This is a genomic window from Mesorhizobium sp. B283B1A, from assembly GCF_020165735.1.
GTDB lineage: Bacteria > Pseudomonadota > Alphaproteobacteria > Rhizobiales > Rhizobiaceae > Mesorhizobium > Mesorhizobium opportunistum.
Map to the genome: position 1 here is coordinate 1 of NZ_JAIUIQ010000048.1, position 19,541 is coordinate 19,541.

A 19,541-nucleotide genomic window follows, 5' to 3' on the forward strand; every position below is an offset into this window, starting at 1 on the left:
CTTGCTCTCCTTGCAAAGGGCCGAAAGTGTAACCCATCTATCCGGAATGAACTGTCACCCATCTCTCGGGAAGGGCATCGCTCTTCGAGCTTCGCAGGACAAGCCCAGACCTCCCCGCGAAGCAGGATGTCACCTTGCGCCAGCGCGGCAACAGCAACGCAACCATCAATCGAAAGATGACTGCCCTCAGCAAACTGCTGCGCAAGACTTACAAGATGGGGGATATTCACAGCCTGCCCGAGTTCCGTCGCCAGAAGGAACGGGCGGGGCGGATTCGTTTCGTGGAAAGGGACGAAGAGGCGCGGCTGTTCGCCGCTATCAAGAGCCGCAGCGAGGATGCCTACAGGCTTTCCGTCTTCCTGGTCGATAGCGGCTGCCGTCTCGGCGAGGCGCTGAGGCTGATCTGGAACGACCTCCAGGAGCATCGCGTCTCCTTCTGGATCACCAAATCCGGCCGCAGCCGCACCATCCCGATGACCGAGCGGGTCAAGGAGGTGATCAAGCTGCCTCCGGCCGAAGGCCGTCGGCCGAAGGGCCCATTCACCAAGCTCAGCCAGGCACAGTTCCGTGCCATCTGGAACGCGGCGAAAGCCGAGGTCGGACTTGGCGCCGACGACCAGGTCGTGCCGCACATCCTGCGTCACACCTGCGCTTCGCGTCTTGTCCAGGGCGGCATCGACATCAGGCGCGTGCAGATGTGGCTCGGCCATCAGACCCTATCGATGACCATGCGTTACGCGCATCTGGCCACCAACGATCTCGACGGCTGCGTTACCGTGCTGGAGACGCCTCGGTGCAATGGGGCGGGCGACCGCAATTCATGGGGTCAAGATTTGACCCTAGGCTTCTTGCTTCGAGCCTCCCTGCCTTTCCGCACGGGCGAGAAAAGCCGCGATGTCGTCGGGCAAGCTGCCGGTTTCGAGGAAAGGGGCGTGACCCTGGCCCTCGACCGTGATCGTATCCGTCATCGGATGGCGCTCTCGCATCCGCCGCAGCGTGTCCACCGACAGCAATCTCGAATTGGCGCCGCGTATGGCGAGCAAGGGAATCGCCGCCAACGCATCGAACTGCGGCCACAAGGCCGGCAATGGCTGCGACAGGTCGAGACCGGCAACCGTGTCGACCAGTCTCGGGTCGAAGTCCGGCAACAGCCCCAGATCCGTCTCGCGGTAGAGCGCCGCCACCATCCGCTTCCAGTCAGCTTCGGTGAGCGCCGGAAAGTCCCGACCGTGAACGCTGCGTTGAGCATTCATCACCTCGGCGACGGTCTTCGGCTTCGGCGCGCGCTCGAGATACGACTGGATATGCGCGAGGCCTGCCGGCTCGATCACGGGCCCGATGTCGTTGAGAACAATGGCTTTCAGCGCGGCTGGCCGCAGGGCGCCGAGCACATGGATGATCAGCCCGCCGCGCGAGGTGCCGATGAAGGCGGCCTCCTCGATGCCGAGCGCTGCCAGCCCGGCAAGCACGTCGCCGGCCTCGACGCCGACATTATAGTGGCTGAGATCGGGATCGTAGGCCGACTGCCCGCGTCCGCGATAGTCGAAGGCAACCACCTTGCGTGGATCGGATCCTGTCGACAGACGCAGCGCCAGCTCGTGAAAATCCCGCGCGTTGCGGGTCAGGCCAGGCAGGCAGACGACCGGCCAGTGTCCGGAATTCGCTTCGCCATAGACGCGCGCATGAAGTCTGAGCCCATCGGACGCGGCGTAGAAGAAGTCGGAAAAGCCTTCGTGGTTCGACATTGGAAAAGACTCCTGGCCGGCTTGTTTCCGACTGCTACAGATGAGTGCAGGAGCGGTCAAATAGAAGGCGCGACGCCGAAGCTGCCAATCTCCCCCCTTGCGGGGGAGATGGCCGGCAGGCCAGAGGGGGGTGTGAAGGATCGCCAACCTTGAATGGCTAATTCGGAACGAGTCAACAAATTAGCTGATAGGCCGAGGGACAGCACCCCCCTCTGCCTTGCCAGGCATCTCCCCCGCAAGGGGGGAGATCGGCAACTTTGGCGACGGTGTGCTTGCCGTCAACTCCGTCCGTTCACCAGATCTCCCACAATGTCGTATTTGCCGGAAATACGCATCTTGTAGACCTCGTAATTCTCCATCACACGCTGCACGTAACTTCTTGTTTCCGTGTAGGGAATCCGCTCGATCCAGTCCACCACCGCATCGATGTCCTTGCCGCGTGGGTCACCGTATTTCGCAACCCATTGGCTGGCGCGGGCCGGACCGGCATTGTAGCCGGCGAAGGTCAACACATAGGAGCCGTTGAAGCGGTTGAGCTGTTCGCCAAGGAAGGCCGAGCCAAGCGTGGCGTTGTAGCCGGCGTCGGTGGTCAGGCGTGTCTGCGAAAATTGCAATCCGGCCTTCTTCGCCAATTGCCTGGCGGTCCCCGGCATCAGCTGCAGCAGCCCGCGTGCTCCTGCGCTGGAGACGGCGCCGACGTTGAATTCGCTTTCCTGGCGGGCGATCGCATAGGCGAGCGCCTTGCCCGAGCCGGAAATATTGGCCGAATCGGGAATGACGCCGAGTGGATGCGACAGCGCGCCGACATCGATGCCGCGCGCGCCGGCGATCTTGCCGACCTTCAACGCCATGAAATGGTTGTCCTGTTTCTCGGCAAGGACAGCGAGCAGTGCCAGTTCGCCGGGGCTGGTCAACTGTCCGGCAAGATCGCGATAGAGCGTTTCGGCATAGCGATCATAGCCTGCCTCCTGCAGGCGCTTGATGGCGCTCACCGCTTCACGGCCGGCAAAACTCTGCCGGTCGGCCGCACTTGGCGAGGGATAGACGATATTCAGCGCCTGCCGGCCGACACGCTCGGCGGCAAGCTGGCCGTAAAAAGTCGTGCCATAGTCAGCTGCGCGCCCAAAATAGTCCTTGGCATTGCCGGGGCCGCCGACTTCCGCGGCACGGCCGAGCCAGTAATAAGCGCGCGACAGGGTCATCGGTCCCTGGGCAAGGTCGGCGATGCGCGTGAAATGCGTTGCGGCAAGCTTGGGGTCGTTCAGGCCGCGCAACGCGTACCAGCCGGCATGGAATTCGGCTTCCGCCGCATTGGCAGCACTTTCGGCCGCATGCATGGCGACGATCCGGTAGGCCATCTTCATGTCGCCCTGGTCGACCAACTCGCGCGACAGCACCCGGCGCTCGACCCACCAGGCGTCCGGATCGACAAGTGCTTCGCGGTCCGTCGGCGCCTTCATGACAATGGCGGCGGCGCCGGCAAGATCCTCCTGCTTGCGCAAATATTCGGCCTGGGCGAAGAAATAACCGGCCGAACGCTGCGCCGCTGGCACTGCCTTGAGCAGTTTCGGCGTGTTCTTGTCGCCCCTGTCGGCGGCGGCCCAGGCGTCCGCCAGCTGCTGGGCGCCGGCAAGGCCGGCGACGCGCAGGGCGGAATTCACCCGGTCGGCATAGAACATGCGCTCCATGCGAAAGCGATGGTCGGCGGCAGGGATCAGGCCGCCGAACTCCTTGATCAGCGCCGTCTCGTCCTTGGCTTCCAGGATTGCCGTGTGCCAGAACGGCGACAGCACCGAGCGCGCCGCCTTGATATCGCCGGATGCCACGTAGGCACGGGCTAAAACCATCACGCCTTCGAATGTCTGCGGCTGGCTGCCATCGAACGCCCGGACGACGATGTCGGGGGCGGGGTTTTCGCGATAAAGAGCGCGCTCGCTGTTCTTGCGCAGGGCAGCCGTGCCCGGCCAGTTGGGCAGCACCTTCGCGGCGGTGGCGATATCGCCGCTCGGTACCTTGTCGCCGCCATAGAGCGCGATTGCCCAAGCCAGAATGTGCTGGTCGAGTGCATGAGCGGGCAGGGCGTCACGCACGCCGCGAGCGCGGGGAATATCACCGGCCGCCAGCGCATCCAGCCCGCTTTTCAGCAGGGCGACGCTGGGGGAGGGATCCTGCTGCGCCTCGTCTTGCCGGTTCGGGTCTTGCAGGTTCTGGTCTTGCAGATCCGGCATGGGGATGGCCGAGGTGACCCGCACATCGACGCTGCCGCCGATCGCCACGCCGGGCACCAGCACGGCAATGGCGCCAAGCAGCGCGAAGAAATGGGGCCGATTGGCCGGCATGATCCTACGTCTTTCCTTGCTCTGGCATTTGCCAGCAGGCGAAGATGCCTCGAAGCCTAAACTTAGGTCGTGAAGGGCTCGTAAACAAAAGCTTATCGAGGCCGTTCGAATTGCGCTCGGTGGCACCAAGGCAATGCTTGCCGCGCAACCATGTCGAGACTATGGTGCGCCGCTTCGCTTTCGGCTAGAAGGCGCGCACGACAAACTAATCGACAAAACACCGATGCATGTCGCCCAAAAGTGGTTACCGGTTTTGGGACAACGACATGCACAACAAAGAAGTCCCAAGGAGTTGGACGATATGCTGAGAGGCTCGCTTACTGCGCTCGTGACACCGTTCGAAAAGAGCGGGCGTTTCGACGAGAAAGCCTTTCGCGCGTTTGTCGAATGGCAGCTCGGCGAGGGCACGACGGGCCTGGTCCCGGTCGGCACCACGGGCGAGTCGCCGACGCTGTCGCATGACGAGCATCGCCACGTCGTCAAGGTCTGCATCGAGGTGGCCAAGGGCCGCGCCCCTGTCGTCGCAGGCGCCGGTTCCAACAACACCGAAGAGGCCGTCGGGCTCGTGCAATATGCCGAGAAGGCCGGCGCCGATGCCGCTTTGGTGGTCACGCCCTATTACAACAAGCCGACGCAGCGCGGGCTCTACGAGCACTTCGCCGCCGTCGCCAGGGCGACCAAGCTGCCGATCATCATCTATAACATCCCGCCGCGCTCGGTGATCGACATGATGCCGGAGACGATGGGACGGCTGGCGCATGACTTCAAGAACATCGTCGGCGTCAAGGATGCCACCGGCAAGGTCGAGCGTGTTTCCGAGCAGCGCATGACTTGCGGCAAGGATTTCATTCAGCTTTCGGGCGAGGATGCCTCCGCACTCGGTTTCAACGCGCATGGCGGTATCGGCTGCATCTCGGTGACGTCCAATGTCGCGCCGCGGCTCTGTGCCGAGTTCCAGGAAGCGACGCTCTCCGGCGACAGCGCCAAGGCGCTGGAATTGCAGGACCGTCTGTTGCCGCTGCACAAGGCCATTTTCATCGAGCCTGGCGTTTCCGGCGCCAAATACGCGCTGTCGAAGCTCGGCAAGGTCGAGAACGTGCTGCGTTCGCCGTTGGTTACGGTCGAGCCTTCGACAGCCGAAAAGATCGATGCGGCCATGAAGCATGCCGGCTTGATTAATTAGCGAGCCCGTTTGGAAACTCTACTCCTGCGGCCACCTGAAGGTGTCACCTGCGCTTCCGGTGCTCACGTACTATATGTACGCTCCGCTCCGGTTCTCGATGACACCATCATCTGACTCGCAGGAGCGAGTTTCGAAACGGACTCTAAGCGTCATGAATCAAGTCAGAAAAGCCGATCCCAACAACAAGACCGTTGCGGAAAACCGCAAGGCGCGGTTTTCCTATGAGGTGCTCGACACGATCGAGACTGGCCTTGTGCTGACCGGCACCGAGGTCAAGTCGCTGCGCCAGGGCCAGGCCAACATCCAGGACAGCTACGCTTCGGTCGAGGGCGGCGAGATCTGGCTGATCAACTCCTACCTGCCGGAATATTTGCAGGCCAACCGCTTCAACCACGAGCCCAGGCGGCGCCGCAAACTCCTGCTCAACAAGCGCGAGATGGCAAAGCTGGCGCAGAGTGTCGACCGCGAAGGCATGACCCTGGTGCCGCTGAAGATCTATTTCAACGACCAGGGCCGCGCCAAGCTGCTGCTTGCCGTCGGTCGCGGCAAGAAGCTGCACGACAAACGCGAGACCGAGAAACAGCGCGACTGGTCGCGTGAAAAGGGCCGGCTCTTGAAGGAGCGCGGGTGAGAAACATCGGGCGATAGCCCTGGAAAAGCCAAGCGTTTGGCCTTCAGGTGCGAGCAGCCGAGCCAAGCTGATACCGGGGGGAGACAGTTTTGAAGAACCGGATCATCCTCTGGGGATCGGTTAGCCTGATTCTTGCAACCCTCATCGTCGCCGGCGGCTTCTTCTACTTTCAGACCTATTCTCCCGACCGCGGCAAATATCCGCTCAGGGGCATCGATGTTTCCCATCATCAGGGCCAGATCGACTGGCGGCGTGTTGCCGCCGACGATGTCGCCTTTGCCGTCATCAAGGCGACCGAGGGCGGTGATCATGTCGATGATGCCTTCGATCGGAATCTGCGGGAGGCTCGCGCGGCCGGCCTAGCCGTCGGCGCCTATCATTTCTTCACCTTCTGCCGGCCTGGCGCCGATCAGGCGAAGAATTTCATCTCGGTCGTGCCACGCGATCAGCCCTTGCTGCCGCCGGTCGTCGACGTCGAGTTCGGCGGCAATTGTCCGCAGCGCCCGTCGCCCGAACAATTGAATGCCGAACTCCGGGCCTTTCTCGGACCTGTCGAGGCAGCGTTCGGCAAGCCGGCGATCGTCTATCTGACGGATGAGGCCGAGGCAGCCTATGCCGGGCAGATCGCGGCTCGTCCGCTCTGGCTTCGCTCGCTGCTCGTCGAGCCGGACCGCCACGACTGGGTCTATTGGCAGTATCACAACAGGGGCCGCGTCGACGGGATCGCGGGCGATGTCGACCTGAACGTTCTCCAAGGCGGGCAGGAGAGATTGGCGGCGCTGCTTGCATCCGCGCATTGAGGTGTTGGCGCGCGCCCGAATCTGTTTCTTCACAAGCCGAGCCATGCCATTGAATCCAATGACGATTGCGGTGGCACTTACCTATGCCTCGATCGGCGACGTGGAACCGGACGCACTGCTGCCAGTGTGAGCTTTGCCGGTCGCTGCCGCCACCGCCTCAAGCCGCGGCTTGAGACCCCTCTGGCGCCAGCGTCACATTCGCGTCGCCCCACACTTTCAGCGCGATGATGAGCGCAAGAGCGTTTCGATCCATTGGGAGCTGATGTTCACCCGCTCACTGTACGAAGCGCCTGATATGGCTGCGCAGGAGAGCATCTGAACTGGCGTAGACGCTGGCACGATCCGCACCACACTGGGTGAGACATTCGGTCCCATTGATGCCGCCAATCTGAAGCGTGCTCACGCGCTGATCGAGAGCGACAGGGCCAAGGGCAAAATCGTGCTGGAGGGGTTCTGACGCAATTTCAGAAAAATTGTGAAACGGTTTCCCGTCCGGAATCGCGCTATTCCCGCAGGAATTCCGCGATCTCGCTCAAAACCTTGACGAACATCGCTTCCGTCAACACACCCGTATTGGTGTTGTAGCGCGAGCAGTGATAGCTGGAAAACAGCGTGATGCCGCCGGCCGGCAATTGCCCGCCATGCTTGAACGGGTAGGCGGCGACACGCTCGCCCAGCGCGCGCACCGTCGACTGGTGCGCGATCGATCCCAGCGCGAGCACGGCGCGCAAATTGGGGAAGCGGGCGATCGTCGGCACCAGGAACGTCCGGCAAGTGGCGATCTCGGCGCCCACGGGTTTGTTCTCCGGCGGCACACAGCGCACCGCGTTGGTGATCGCCGTGCCGACAAGCTCCAGACCGTCATCGGGCCGGGCCTTGAACTCGCCACGTGCAAAACCGTGCGCGATCAGCGTCGAGTAGAGCAGGTCGCCGGCATAGTCGCCGGTGAAGGGACGCCCGGTGCGGTTGGCGCCGCGCAGGCCGGGCGCCAGCCCGACGATCAGTAATCGAACCGCGCCATCACCTTCCGGCGGCAAGAAAGTCGGTACCGGCGCGTTGAACCAGGACGGCTCGCGCTGCCGCCATTCGGCGATGAAGTCATGCAGCCGCGGACAGAGGGGGCAGTCGCGGTCCGGCTCGGAAGCGGAAAGGGCCGTCAAGGCGACCGGCCTCAGTAGTCGTCCTCGTCGACTTCGGCCGGCTCGGGCCGGCGCACGGGCCTCTCCGAGGGATCGCGGCCGACCTCGTTCTTCAGTGTCACAAGGTCGATGAAATGGTCGGCCTGGCGGCGCAGGTCGTCCGATATCATCGGCGGCTGCGAGGCCATGGTCGAGACGATCGACACCTTGCGGCCACGCCGCTGCAGCGCCTCGACCAGGGTGCGGAAGTCGCCGTCGCCGGAAAAGATGACATAGTGGTCGACGACATCGGCGAGCTCCAGCGCGTCGACCGTGAGCTCGATGTCCATATTGCCCTTGATCTTGCGGCGGCCGGTCGAGTCGGTGAATTCCTTGGCGGGTTTGGTGACCACCTTGAAGCCGTTATAGTCGAGCCAATCGATCAACGGGCGGATCGACGAGTATTCCTGATCCTCCACCAGCGCCGTGTAATAATAGGCGCGCAGGAGATAGCCGCGCTTCTGGAAGCTCGACAAGAGCTTGCGATAGTCGATGTCGAAGCCGAGCGCCCGCGACGTGGCGTAGAGATTGGCACCGTCGATGAACAGGGCGATCTTTTCACGAGGGTCGAACATGGAAAATATTCCTTTTCGAAAATGCGGGCCGTCTAAACGAAATGCGGTAGCGACTACCGGTCAGGCTCATAATAAACCGGCTGACCTTGTCCATCCGAGATAACGCCAGTTTGGTGGCAATCCAAGGCGTGATGGAGCACTGCAAGCAATTGTGATCGCTGCACCGAACGAAGGAGGCGGCCCGACTTTGCCAAATCCCCCGACTTTGCCAAATCCAATGTCTGGACAGGGGATTGAGCGCCCAATAGCGCCGCCATTGCCAAGAAGCTTGTATTTCGGCGGCGTTCGGGTTATGGACCGCGCCTGTTTTCCGTCAAATCCAGGCATGAAAGGGGCAATCCATGGCCCGCGTAACCGTTGAAGATTGCATCGACAAGGTCGACAACCGCTTCGAGCTGGTGCTGCTTGCCGGCCACCGCGCTCGCCAGATCAGCCAGGGCGCGCAGATCACCGTGCCGCGCGACAACGACAAGAACCCGGTCATCGCCTTGCGCGAGATCGCCGACGAGACGCTGTCGCCCGACGATCTCAAGGAAGATCTGATCCACTCGCTGCAGAAGCATGTCGAGGTCGATGAGCCCGAGGCCGATGGCGAAGTGATTGCCGACCAGACCGGCGGTGCCGTTGCGGCCGCCGACACCGACGACGCCGAGGAGAATGTCACGTTCGACCGGATGACCGAGGAAGACCTGCTGGCCGGCATCGAGGGTCTGGTGCCGCCGGAAAAGAGCGACGACTACTAAGAGCGAGCTTCTGTTCCGGGGGTTGCTGGAATAATCTTCCGCACTTCCGTCCTGGCAGTTTCGTGGTTATCTATGACATGCGCCGTACAGCAGTGCGGCGCATGATTCATTTCATCGCCGAGAGATTCCGCCCATGATGCGTCAGTATGAGCTTGTCGAGCGCGTCCAGCGCTACAAGCCTGACGTCAACGAGGCATTGCTCAACAAGGCTTACGTCTATGCCATGCAGAAGCATGGCCACCAGAAGCGCGCGTCCGGCGATCCCTATTTTTCGCATCCGCTCGAAGTCGCGGCGATCCTGACCGAAATGCACATGGACGAGGCGACCATCGCGGTCGCCCTGCTGCACGACACCATCGAGGACACCACGGCGACGCGGGCCGAGATCGACGATCTGTTCGGCCCGGAAATGGGCAAGCTGGTCGAGGGCCTGACCAAGCTTAAGAAGCTGGACCTCGTGTCGAAGAAGGCCGAGCAGGCGGAAAACCTGCGCAAGCTGCTGCTGGCCATTTCGGAGGACGTCCGCGTGCTTTTGGTCAAGCTCGCCGACCGCCTGCACAACATGCGCACCCTCGACCATATGCCGGAGGCCAAGCGCCTGCGCATTGCCGAGGAGACCATGGACATCTATGCGCCGCTGGCTGGGCGCATGGGCATGCAAGGTATGCGCGAGGAACTGGAGGAGATCGCCTTCCGCTTCATCAATCCTGAAGCCTACCGCGCCGTCACCGCGCGGCTTGCCGAGATCTTCGAGCGCAACAAGGGCGTGCTGACCGACATTGAAAAGGCGCTGTCTACGCTGTTCGAGAAACATGCGATCAATGCCGGCGTCAAAAGCCGCCAGAAAAAGCCGTGGTCGGTGTTCCGCAAGATGGAGGCCAAGGCCCTGTCTTTCGAGCAGCTGTCCGACATTTTCGGCTTCCGCGTCGTCGTCGATACGGTCGAGGATTGCTATCGTGCGCTCGGCGCCATCCACACCACATGGTCGATGGTTCCCGGCCGCTTCAAGGATTACATCTCGACGCCGAAGCAGAACGACTACCGCTCGATCCACACCACCATCGTCGGTCCTTCGCGCCAGCGCGTCGAACTGCAAATCCGCACCCGCGAGATGAACAAGATCGCCGAATATGGCGTCGCGGCCCATTCCATCTACAAGGATACCGGCGGCAAGGTGAACGGTGCCGCCCCCGCCATCTCGAAGGAAACCAACGCCTATGCCTGGCTGCGGCGCACCATCGAGCAACTCGCCGAAGGCGACAATCCCGAGGATTTCCTCGAAAACACCAAGCTGGAGCTGTTCCAGGACCAGGTGTTCTGTTTCACGCCGAAGGGGATGCTGATTGCGTTGCCGCGCGGCGCCACGCCCATCGACTTCGCCTATGCGGTGCACACCGATGTCGGCGACACCTGCGTCGGCGCCAAGGTCAACGGCCGCATCATGCCACTGATGACGGAACTGAAGAATGGCGACGAGGTCGAGATCATCCGCTCCAAGGCGCAGGTGCCCCCTGCCGCCTGGGAATCGGTCGTGGTCACCGGTAAGGCGCGTGCCGCCATCCGCCGGGCCACCAAGAACGCCATCCGCAAGCAGTATTCGGGCCTTGGCGCGCGCATTCTGGAGCGGGCCTTCGAACGGGCCGGCAAGACTTTCACCAAGGATAGCCTGAAGCCGGTGCTGCACAGGCTGGCGCGCAAGGACATCGAGGATGTCCTGGCCTCGGTCGGTCGCGGCGAACTGGCCTCGACCGACGTCATGAAGGCGGTGTTCCCCGACTACAAGGACGAGCGCGTCACGCCGGCAGCGCCCAAGCAGCGCGAGGAGGGCTGGTCGAAGATCCGCAACGCGGCCGGCATGCTGTTCCAGATACCGGGCCGCGCCGCGCGCAAGGACAAGGACCAGCCGCGCGACGGCGCAGTTCCCATCCGCGGCGTGCGCGGCGATCTTCCGGTGCGCTTCGCGCCGGAAGGCGCCGTGCCTGGCGACCGCATCGTCGGCATCGTCCAGCCGGGCACCGGCATCACCATCTATCCGATCCAGTCGCCGGCGCTGCAGGCCTTCGACGACCAGCCCGAGCGCTGGATCGACGTGCGCTGGGACATTGATGAACGCACCAAGGAACGGTTTCCCGCACGTGTCTCGGTCACCGCCATCAATGCGCCGGGATCGCTCGCCGACATCGCCCAGGTCGTTGCTTCCAACGACGCCAACATCCATACGCTGTCGATGGTGCGCACGGCGCCCGACTTCACCGAAATGCTGATCGATCTCGAGGTCTGGGATCTGAAGCATCTCAACCGGCTGCTGTCGCAGCTCAAGGACAATTCGAGCGTCAGCGATGCACGGCGTGTGAATGGGTGATAGGGAGTAGTGAGTAGTGAGTAGTGAGTAGTGAATGGTGAATGGTGAATGGTGAAGGAAGTGCATTACCCTCTACCCTCTACCCTCTGCCTTCTGCCTTCTGCCTTCTGCCTTCTGCCTTCTACTCACTACTCACTACTCACTACTCACTACTCACTACTCACTACTCACTACTCACTACTCACTGGAGCGAACAATGAACACCGATGAAGTGCTGGGCATTTTCCGCGAGGCGGGTGCTGTTCTGGAGGGGCATTTCATCTTGACGTCCGGCCTGCGCAGCCCGGTTTTCCTGCAGAAGGCGCGCGTGTTCATGCACGCCGACAAGACCGAGCGGCTGTGCAAGGCGCTTGCGACAAAGATCCGCGCGGCGGTGCCGGGCAAGATCGACTATGTCGTCGGCCCGGCGATCGGTGGCCTGATCCCGGCTTACGAGACCTCGCGCCATCTCGGCGTGCCGGCGATCTGGGTCGAGCGGGAAGGGGGCGAGTTCCGCTTGCGTCGCTTCGAGATTGCGCGCGGCGCGCGTGTCGTCATTGTCGAGGACATCGTCACCACCGGCCTGTCGATCCGCGAAACCATCCACTGCCTGCGCGAGCTTGGCGCAGAAGTGGTCGCCGCCGCCTGCATCATCGACCGTTCGGCCGGCAAGACCCATGTCGGCGTGCCGCTGATCGCGCTGGCCGAGTATGAGGTCCCGGCCTATCCCGCGGACCGGCTGCCGCCGGAGCTTGCCGCCATACCGGCAATCAAGCCCGGCAGCCGCAACATTTGACCGTGCATGTCGCCCAAAAGTGTGCAGCGGTTTTGGGAGAGACGACATGCATGAAACAAACCGTGCATATCGCCCAAGAATGCGCGGCGATTTTGAGAGGATGACATGGATGAAAACAGATCGTCGATGATCGTCGGGATCGATCATTTTGTTTTGACGGTGGCGTCGCTCGACGCGACCTGCGCCTTTTATCAGCGCGTACTGGGTTTTGAGCGCATCGATACGCCGGGCCAGCCGACAGCGCTGGCTTTTGGCAACCAGAAGATCAATGTCCACGAGATCGGTCGGACTTTCGAACCGAAGGCTAGGTTGCCGACGGCCGGATCCGGCGATTTCTGCCTGATCACCGATCGCCCGCTCGCCGAAGTCATCGCCAGTCTCGAGGCAGACAATGTGGTGGTGGAGCTGGGGCCGGTCGAGCGCACCGGCGCCCGCGGCCCGATGATGTCGGTCTATTTCCGCGACCCCGACGGCAACCTTGTCGAGGTCAGCGAATACCTGCGGTAGTATCGAAAGTATTGGGCTGCGACAAAAAGCCGACGCCCCTTCTCAAATTCGCCGTGATTATCCGGTGTTGGAGGAGGCGAACCTTACCAGGATTATAGGCTGTATGGCCGCAGTTCGGATGGCATTTGGTTGTTGTCGGGGGTGCGCATGGCTATATCAAAGTCGCGATTGCCTTTAGGCGGCCGCAAAGCGCAAGATATGACGGTCGAAGCCGGGCTGGAAGCAGCCGGTATGTAAGCTGTACGTTACCGGGAATAGGATAGAGTGCTTTTTCGTCGCCGCAAGCCTGATGGTCTTCTCGAGCGGGTGCGTACCTATCTTTGGCCGCGCCGCTCGTTTTCACGCTCGCTCCAGTATTTCTCCAAGCGTATCCTGCGGCTGAAGGCCACGCCGCACGCTGTGGCGGCCGGGGTCGCCGCCGGCGTCTTTGCATCGTTCTTCCCGGTTGGCTTTCATTTCGCCATTGCCGCTATCGTATGCTGGCTGATCGCCGGCAATCTGGTGGCAGCCGCCCTCGGCGCGGTTTTCTTCGGCAATCCGTTGACCTTTCCCCTGTTGTGGGGCGCGTCCTGGGAAACCGGCAAGCTGATCCTGCATGAGCGTCTGCCCAAGCACGGACCGCCTGCGCAACTGGGCGACATGATGCATACGCTTTCGTTTGCGAAGCTGTGGCACCCCGTGCTGGAACCCATGCTGATCGGCGCCGTGCCGCTCGGGCTGGTGTTTGGCCTCTTGTTCTACGGCATCACGCGCTGGGGCATGAACGCTTTCCGCGAACAGCGTCGCAAGCGCCTTGCCGAGCGCGCACGCCGTCATGGCCAATCGTCCCATCCCACGGGAAGCATCGGCTCCGCCGCACGATGATCATTGGCATCGGCAGTGACCTGATCGATATCAGGCGCATCGAGAAGTCGCTGGAGCGCCACGGCCAGCGCTTCATCCAGAGAATCTACACCGAGGTCGAACAGCCGCGTTCGGAAAACCGGCGCGCCCGCGCCGCCTCCTACGCCAAGCGCTTCGCCGCCAAGGAGGCTTGCGCCAAGGCCTTGGGAACGGGTCTGGCGCAAGGCGTCTTCTGGCGCGACATGGGTGTCGTCAACCTGCCCAGCGGGGCGCCGACGATGGCGCTGACTGGCGGTGCACTGGCGCGGCTGGAAAAGATCCTGCCCCGGGGACATCGCGCGGCGATCCACCTCACCATCACGGATGATTTCCCGCTTGCTCAAGCCTTTGTGATCATCGAAGCGTTGCCCGTCGAAGAAGCGCCACATTGATTGCCTCTGACGACCGGCATTGACGTTGCCCAGCGCGCGCCGAGACTCTATACCATCCAACGCACAATCGAGGACGACATGAGCGTGGCTGATAAATCCCAGAAGAAATCCGGCGGGCTTGGCGAAACCATTAGCGTCGTCGTCCAGGCGCTTTTGCTCGCCCTGGTCATCCGCACGCTCTTGTTCCAGCCCTTTTCGATCCCGTCGGGATCGATGCGGCCGACGCTCCTGGAAGGCGACTATCTGTTCGTCACCAAATGGTCCTACGGCTACTCGCGCTATTCGCTGCCTTTCGGCCCCGATATTTTTTCTGGCCGCATCTGGGGCTCCGAGCCCAAGCGCGGCGATGTCGTGGTGTTCAAGTTCCCGCCGGACCCTTCCGTCGACTATATCAAGCGCGTGGTCGGCCTGCCCGGCGACAAGATCCAGATGAAGGACGGCCAGTTGTTCATCAATGGCGTGGGCGTGCCGCGTGTGAAGACCGGCCAGATCGATAATCCCGACGTCACGGAAAAGGATTATCCGATCGACGTCTATCGTGAGACCCTGCCTAATGGTGTCAGCTACGACACGCTGGACCTGTCGCCGAATTCGATCGGCGACAACACCCGCGAATTCGACGTGCCGCCCGGCCATTATTTCATGATGGGCGACAACCGGGACAACTCCGCCGACAGTCGTTTCACGGTCGGCTATGTTCCGGCGGAAAACCTGGTTGGCCGCGCCAATCTCGTTTTCTTCTCGATCGCCGGCAAGGCAAGCCCACTCGAAATCTGGAAATGGCCGTCGCTGATGCGCGCGTCGCGCCTGTTCCACTTCGTCAATTAGGGATGGCAGCGGCAAAACGCCTGACCGCCGATGCGCTCGCCGAAGCGCTTGTGGAACGCACGGGCCATGCCTTTGCCGACCGCCAGCGCCTGCAGCGCGCGCTCACGCATGCCAGTGCCCGTGGGGCCAATGCCGGCATCGATTACGAGCGCTTCGAGTTTCTCGGCGACCGCGTTCTCGGCCTGGTCGTCGCCGACATGCTGCTGGCCGCGTTTCCCGATGCGGCGGAAGGCGAGCTGTCGCTGCGGCTCAACGCGCTGGTCAACGCCGAGGCGCTTTCGGACATTGCTGAACATATCGGGCTGCCGGACTTGATCCGCGCCGGATCGGATATACGCGGGCTCGATGGGCGCAAGCGCGTCAATCTGCGCGCCGACGCCTTGGAATCGCTGATCGCCGTGCTCTATCTCGACGGTGGGCTGGAGGCGGCGCGGGCTTTCATCCACAAATATTGGCTGCCGCGTTCGCAAGCTTCGGGCGCGGCACGTCGCGACGCCAAGACCGAATTGCAGGAATGGGCGCATCAGGCCGCGAGCGCGGTTCCCGCCTACCAGATCGACAGCCGCGAGGGGCCGGACCACGACCCGCTGTTCACGGTCAGCGTCAGGGTCGGCACGTTTCAGCCGGCAGTCGGCAGCGGCCGTTCCAAGCGCGAGGCGGAGCAGGCGGCCGCGGCTGCCCTTCTGCTGCGCGAAGGTGTATGGAACGCGGCATGACCGATATCGAAACTGCTGAACCCCCCGCCACGCACTCCGGTTTTGTCGCGCTGATCGGCGCGCCCAATGCTGGCAAGTCGACGCTCGTCAACCAGTTGGTCGGCGCGAAGGTGTCGATCGTCACCCACAAGGTGCAGACGACACGTGCCATCGTGCGCGGCATCGCCACCCATGACAATGCGCAGATCGTCTTCGTCGACACGCCCGGCATCTTCAAGCCCAAGCGGCGGCTCGACACCGCAATGGTCACCACCGCCTGGGGCGGCGCCAAGGACGCCGACATCGTCTTGCTGCTGATCGATGCCGAGCGCGGCATCCGGGGCGATGCCGACGCCATCCTCGAGCGGCTGAAGGATGTGCGCCAGCCGATGGCGCTGATCCTCAACAAGGTCGACCGGGTCAAGCACGAGACGCTTCTGGCCCTGTCCGCGGCGGCGAATGAGAAAGTGCCGTTCAAGCGCACCTTCATGGTCTCGGCGTTGACCGGTTCCGGCTGCAAGGACCTGCTCGACTATCTGGCGCAGGCGCTGCCGGCCGGCCCCTGGTACTATCCGGAAGACCAGATTTCGGACCTGCCGATGCGCCAGCTCGCAGCTGAGATCACGCGCGAAAAGCTGTATCTGCGGCTCCATCAGGAATTGCCCTATTCCTCCCATATCGAGACCGAGAAATGGGAAGACAAGCCGGACGGCTCGGTGCGCATCGACCAGACCATCTATGTCGAGCGCGACAGCCAGAAGAAGATCGTGCTCGGCCACAAGGGCGAGACCATCCGCGCCATCGGCCAGGCGGCGCGCATGGAAATCGCGGGCATTCTCGAGCAGAAGGTGCACCTCTTCCTGTTCGTCAAGGTGCGCGAAAACTGGGGCGACGATCCCGAGCGCTACCGCGAGATGGGACTGGAGTTCCCGCATTAAGGTCGAAATCGACACAGCACTCGTCAGCTGGTTGGTCGCCACGCCATATAAGCTGTGAGGTAACGGCACCGGATCTAACGTCGCCGTCCCAGCGCCAGCAATACGCCATTGACAAGATGCTCCGCGTCGACGGCGTTTTCGAACGGGACCACTGTTGTCGCATAGTCGACCGGCGAAAAATCGAAGCCACCGGCATTGATCAACGCCGCCTGGCGTGTTGCCGCCTCCATGTTGCCGAGTTGCGCATAGCAGGCGGCCAGGCGCGTGCGGATCCACGGCGTTGGCCGCGTCGCCAGTTCCAATGCCTCCGCGGCCGGCCGGTATTCGCCCAGCATGTAGAGCGCCAGCGATCGATCGTATTGGTACCAGTGAGGATTGAGCGGGTCGATCCTGATGGCGCGCGCCAGCCAGCTGAGCGCCTCGAGCGGTCGGCCGCGCATCGTCAGAAGATGGCCCATCTGCTCGATGCATTCGGCGTCGCCAGGATTAAGCTCGAGCGCGATCCGCAAATGATGCTCGGCGGCCGGATGGTCGCGCATGCTGAGCCGGACCAGCGACTGAATGCGGTGCGCCGTCGCCTGGTCGGGAGACAGCGCGATACCCCTTTCCGCAAGATCGCGGGCTTTTGCCAGCACGGAACTGCTGGTGGGTCCGAATTCGCTGTTCAGCACATGGGACAGCGCCAAATACGTGTGGGCGAGGCCATAGGAAGGATCCTTCGAGATCGCCGCCTCGAACAGTGCCGCAGCTGCCTTCAGGTCGCTTTGCGCCGGGTCGCGCATCAAGGCGACGCCTCGCAATACCAACTCATAGGAGGCGAGGCTGGTCACCGGCCGCCGCGAGGCGCGCGTCAGTCCGGCATTGCTGACCTTGACCACCAGCCGACCGACGATCTGCTCGACGATGTCCTGCTGGATCGCGAACAGCCCGGCAGCCTCGGCCTGGTAGCGATCGCCCCAGAGCTGCGCTGAATTGGCGGCATCGATCAGACTGACCGCGGCGATGATGCGCTCCGCTTGTCGCCGCACCGAGCCTTCAACGAGATAATCGGCGCCGATGCGCGAGCGGATGGCTGGCCACTCGGCGGGCGAATGAGAGGCGAACGAAAAGCTCGAATTGCGCGCCAGCACTGTCACCGTGCCGAAGCGGGCAAGGCCATTGATGATGTCTTCTGCAAAACCGTCGACAATCTCCTGATTGGCTGGGACCGCGCCGTCGTTGCGAAATCTCAGCACCGCCACGATTGGCTGTGCACCGGATTCGGGTACTGCTTCCGTCTCCGGCACCAACATGTAGCCGCGTTTCGACACCGTCCGCACCCGTTCCTCACCCAGCACCTTACGAATTTCGCGCACCGACTGCGTCAGCGAATCCTCGGTGACGAAAACTCCAGGCCAGACCGTATCCATCAGCTCCGATTTCGGCACCACGCGGCCGATGTGGCAGGCAAGGTGGGTCAGCAACGCGTAGGCTTTCGGGCGCAGGAAGGCCGGCTGGTCGGCCCGGCTGAGCGTGCCTTTGCCCAGATCGAGCGTAAAACCGCCGAATTGAAAAACCTGATCGGTGGCCGAGACCGCCATCAAAGGCCCGCTCCTGAAGCCATGCCGGCATTGGGCTACGGCGAGCGGGCTGGGTCAAGGGCCAGTGCACTTTCATCGCCAGAAAGACGCAGCGCCTGGCTTCGGTCGCCGCGACAATTGCGTTTGCGTTAGACTGTGCCGGCGACGGCAAACCGCATCTTTGGCCTGCGCACGAAACTTTCCGTGCCATAGTGGGCGACAATGATGACCGCGATGACTGCCCAAAAGCCGACACCGAGCCATTGCTGCTGTACGTAGTCGCCGCCCGTGAACACCTGGCCCAGGAAGCGCACGCTGTTCTGGTGGGTGAGGTGCATGATGAAGGCGAGAAGCACGCTGCCGGTATTCTGGTAGAGCCATGTGAAGACCACGGCAGCCAGCAAGACATTGATCGTGCCGTACAGGCTGAGGTCGCCGACCAGCCCAAGCGGAAAGTGCCAGACTGCCCAGATCACGCCGAGGATCAGGCTGCCGGCCAGCGCCGAATGACTGGCGAGCAGACGTGATGTCGCAAAGCCCCGCCAACCGGGCTCCTCTCCGAGCGGGCCGCTGAAGATGGCGTAGAGCGCGATGATCGGCACCATCTCGGAAAAGGCTGGAATATTGGCCCAGGCTGGTGCTGCGGCGCCAAATAGCGGATTGATCATGATGGAAGTCAGCTGTGTTGCGAACGGCAGGCCGAAGGCCACCAGGTACCATGTCGGATGCACCCGCCACTTTACCATCGAGGCGAGGATCGCCTTGACTGAAGTCCAACCTCCGGAAAGAGAGGCGACGATGAAGCCGGCGGCCATCGGGCCAAACGTAAACCAGGGAATACTGTCGCCATTCGACAGCCAGAACGGGATGAAGCCCAGCCAGGTCAGGCCAAGCGCCAGTGAAAAGAAGGTGGTCAGTTGGTGCCTTCGCACCGTGCTCAGGAGGGAAATCATGTCAGGTCCTCTCGACGGGCAGATTGGTCAGGAGAAGTCGCCGGGCTGCCCGATCGGTCGACCTGCATGTGGAAACGAGCCTAATGTGTCCGGCCGTTGATCGACCGCTCTGGCCGACCTGCCCTTATTGCTTCTTGTGCCGCCAAAAATCCCGAGCAGTTTCTGAAATATTTCCGACATTTCTGAAGGGCTGGCCTATTGCTCGGCAGCCGGGGCGGAGCCGATGTGGAATCCGGCCACGGACTGCTACCGGGCACCGCGTCCCGATTGGCGCCATCTCACAGTCTTGCCGGACGGCCTCCCGACCGTATCGCCGCAGATGCCCGGGCCGTCGGCGTTGCCAAAGGGACGAATGTCGCCTGGCGATGCGTGGGGCAAAAAAACAGCTGCGTATTAGTAATTTGGAACAGGCATGGCCTCACGAGTTCCGGTGTTTTGTGGCGGTACCATGCGTAT

The 19,541-nt window shown here is 62.4% G+C and carries 18 protein-coding genes and 2 pseudogenes; 14 read left to right on the forward strand and 6 right to left on the reverse strand.

The window, feature by feature from the left end; translation table 11 throughout:
• Nucleotides 1-131: 131 nt before the first annotated feature.
• Nucleotides 132-794: pseudogene (locus LB577_RS28415) on the forward strand (site-specific integrase); the annotation flags it as partial.
• A 45-nt stretch (nt 795-839) separates the two neighbouring features.
• Here LB577_RS28415 and LB577_RS28420 read toward each other — a convergent pair.
• Nucleotides 840-1,745 carry an alpha/beta fold hydrolase gene (locus LB577_RS28420; RefSeq protein WP_224689834.1) on the reverse strand — a complete coding sequence of 302 codons (906 nt, stop codon included), beginning with the start codon at nt 1,743-1,745 and terminating at the stop codon, nt 840-842.
• Between the two features lie 278 nt (nt 1,746-2,023).
• Complete coding sequence (locus LB577_RS28425) at nt 2,024-4,084, reverse strand: lytic transglycosylase domain-containing protein (protein ID WP_224689835.1); 2,061 nt, start codon at nt 4,082-4,084, stop codon at nt 2,024-2,026.
• Nucleotides 4,085-4,385: 301 nt separating this feature from the next.
• On the opposite strand from LB577_RS28425, the gene dapA reads away from it, so the two are divergent.
• The 4 genes and pseudogenes from dapA to LB577_RS28445 form a co-directional block, all read left to right on the forward strand.
• Nucleotides 4,386-5,267, forward strand: a complete 882-nt coding sequence (gene dapA / locus LB577_RS28430) for a 4-hydroxy-tetrahydrodipicolinate synthase (RefSeq protein WP_224689836.1) — start codon at nt 4,386-4,388, stop codon at nt 5,265-5,267.
• 151 nt (nt 5,268-5,418) lie between these two features.
• Nucleotides 5,419-5,898 carry an SsrA-binding protein SmpB gene (smpB, locus tag LB577_RS28435; RefSeq protein ID WP_013896388.1) on the forward strand — a complete coding sequence of 160 codons (480 nt, stop codon included), beginning with the start codon at nt 5,419-5,421 and terminating at the stop codon, nt 5,896-5,898.
• Nucleotides 5,899-5,987: 89 nt separating this feature from the next.
• Nucleotides 5,988-6,698, forward strand: a complete 711-nt coding sequence (locus tag LB577_RS28440; RefSeq protein WP_224689837.1) for a GH25 family lysozyme — start codon at nt 5,988-5,990, stop codon at nt 6,696-6,698.
• Between the two features lie 229 nt (nt 6,699-6,927).
• Nucleotides 6,928-7,155 (forward strand): annotated as a pseudogene (locus tag LB577_RS28445) (zinc-binding dehydrogenase); the annotation flags it as partial.
• Nucleotides 7,156-7,201: 46 nt separating this feature from the next.
• Here the strand turns inward: LB577_RS28445 and LB577_RS28450 are convergent.
• Complete coding sequence (locus LB577_RS28450; RefSeq protein WP_224689838.1) at nt 7,202-7,858, reverse strand: uracil-DNA glycosylase; 657 nt, start codon at nt 7,856-7,858, stop codon at nt 7,202-7,204.
• Between the two features lie 11 nt (nt 7,859-7,869).
• The gene (locus LB577_RS28455) at nt 7,870-8,451 is read right to left on the reverse strand and encodes an NYN domain-containing protein (protein WP_013896383.1); all 582 of its coding nucleotides are present in this window, start codon (nt 8,449-8,451) and stop codon (nt 7,870-7,872) included.
• 341 nt (nt 8,452-8,792) lie between these two features.
• Here LB577_RS28455 and rpoZ point away from each other — a divergent pair, with 341 nt between their 5' ends.
• The 9 genes from rpoZ to era all read left to right on the forward strand — a co-directional run bounded on the left by rpoZ (nt 8,793) and on the right by era (nt 16,573).
• Nucleotides 8,793-9,194 (forward strand): DNA-directed RNA polymerase subunit omega, encoded by a 402-nt coding sequence (rpoZ, locus tag LB577_RS28460; protein ID WP_013896382.1) that lies wholly within the window; start codon nt 8,793-8,795, stop codon nt 9,192-9,194.
• 133 nt (nt 9,195-9,327) lie between these two features.
• Entirely contained in the window at nt 9,328-11,556 is a 2,229-nt protein-coding gene (locus tag LB577_RS28465; protein ID WP_013896381.1) for a RelA/SpoT family protein, read from the forward strand.
• 196 nt (nt 11,557-11,752) lie between these two features.
• Entirely contained in the window at nt 11,753-12,331 is a 579-nt protein-coding gene (gene pyrE / locus LB577_RS28470; protein ID WP_224689839.1) for an orotate phosphoribosyltransferase, read from the forward strand.
• A 126-nt stretch (nt 12,332-12,457) separates the two neighbouring features.
• Entirely contained in the window at nt 12,458-12,838 is a 381-nt protein-coding gene (locus LB577_RS28475) for a VOC family protein (RefSeq protein ID WP_411969350.1), read from the forward strand.
• A gap of 264 nt (nt 12,839-13,102) precedes the next feature.
• Nucleotides 13,103-13,702: a DUF2062 domain-containing protein gene (locus LB577_RS28480; protein WP_023768482.1), complete on the forward strand. Its 600-nt coding sequence runs from the start codon at nt 13,103-13,105 to the stop codon at nt 13,700-13,702.
• Nucleotides 13,699-14,112 carry a holo-ACP synthase gene (acpS, locus tag LB577_RS28485; RefSeq protein WP_224689841.1) on the forward strand — a complete coding sequence of 138 codons (414 nt, stop codon included), beginning with the start codon at nt 13,699-13,701 and terminating at the stop codon, nt 14,110-14,112. The genes LB577_RS28480 and acpS overlap by 4 nt, the downstream gene beginning before the upstream one ends.
• 78 nt (nt 14,113-14,190) lie before the next feature.
• Nucleotides 14,191-14,940, forward strand: coding sequence for a signal peptidase I (gene lepB / locus LB577_RS28490; protein ID WP_224689842.1), 750 nt, complete (start codon nt 14,191-14,193; stop codon nt 14,938-14,940).
• 2 nt (nt 14,941-14,942) lie between these two features.
• Nucleotides 14,943-15,656, forward strand: a complete 714-nt coding sequence (gene rnc / locus LB577_RS28495) for a ribonuclease III (protein WP_013896375.1) — start codon at nt 14,943-14,945, stop codon at nt 15,654-15,656.
• Nucleotides 15,641-16,573: a GTPase Era gene (gene era / locus LB577_RS28500; RefSeq protein ID WP_224689843.1), complete on the forward strand. Its 933-nt coding sequence runs from the start codon at nt 15,641-15,643 to the stop codon at nt 16,571-16,573. The genes rnc and era overlap by 16 nt, the downstream gene beginning before the upstream one ends.
• A 74-nt stretch (nt 16,574-16,647) precedes the next feature.
• Here era and LB577_RS28505 read toward each other — a convergent pair whose 3' ends face one another.
• Nucleotides 16,648-18,153, reverse strand: coding sequence for a winged helix-turn-helix domain-containing tetratricopeptide repeat protein (locus LB577_RS28505; protein WP_224689844.1), 1,506 nt, complete (start codon nt 18,151-18,153; stop codon nt 16,648-16,650).
• Nucleotides 18,154-18,281: 128 nt separating this feature from the next.
• Complete coding sequence (locus LB577_RS28510) at nt 18,282-19,085, reverse strand: CPBP family intramembrane glutamic endopeptidase (RefSeq protein ID WP_224689845.1); 804 nt, start codon at nt 19,083-19,085, stop codon at nt 18,282-18,284.
• Nucleotides 19,086-19,541 lie beyond the last annotated feature (456 nt).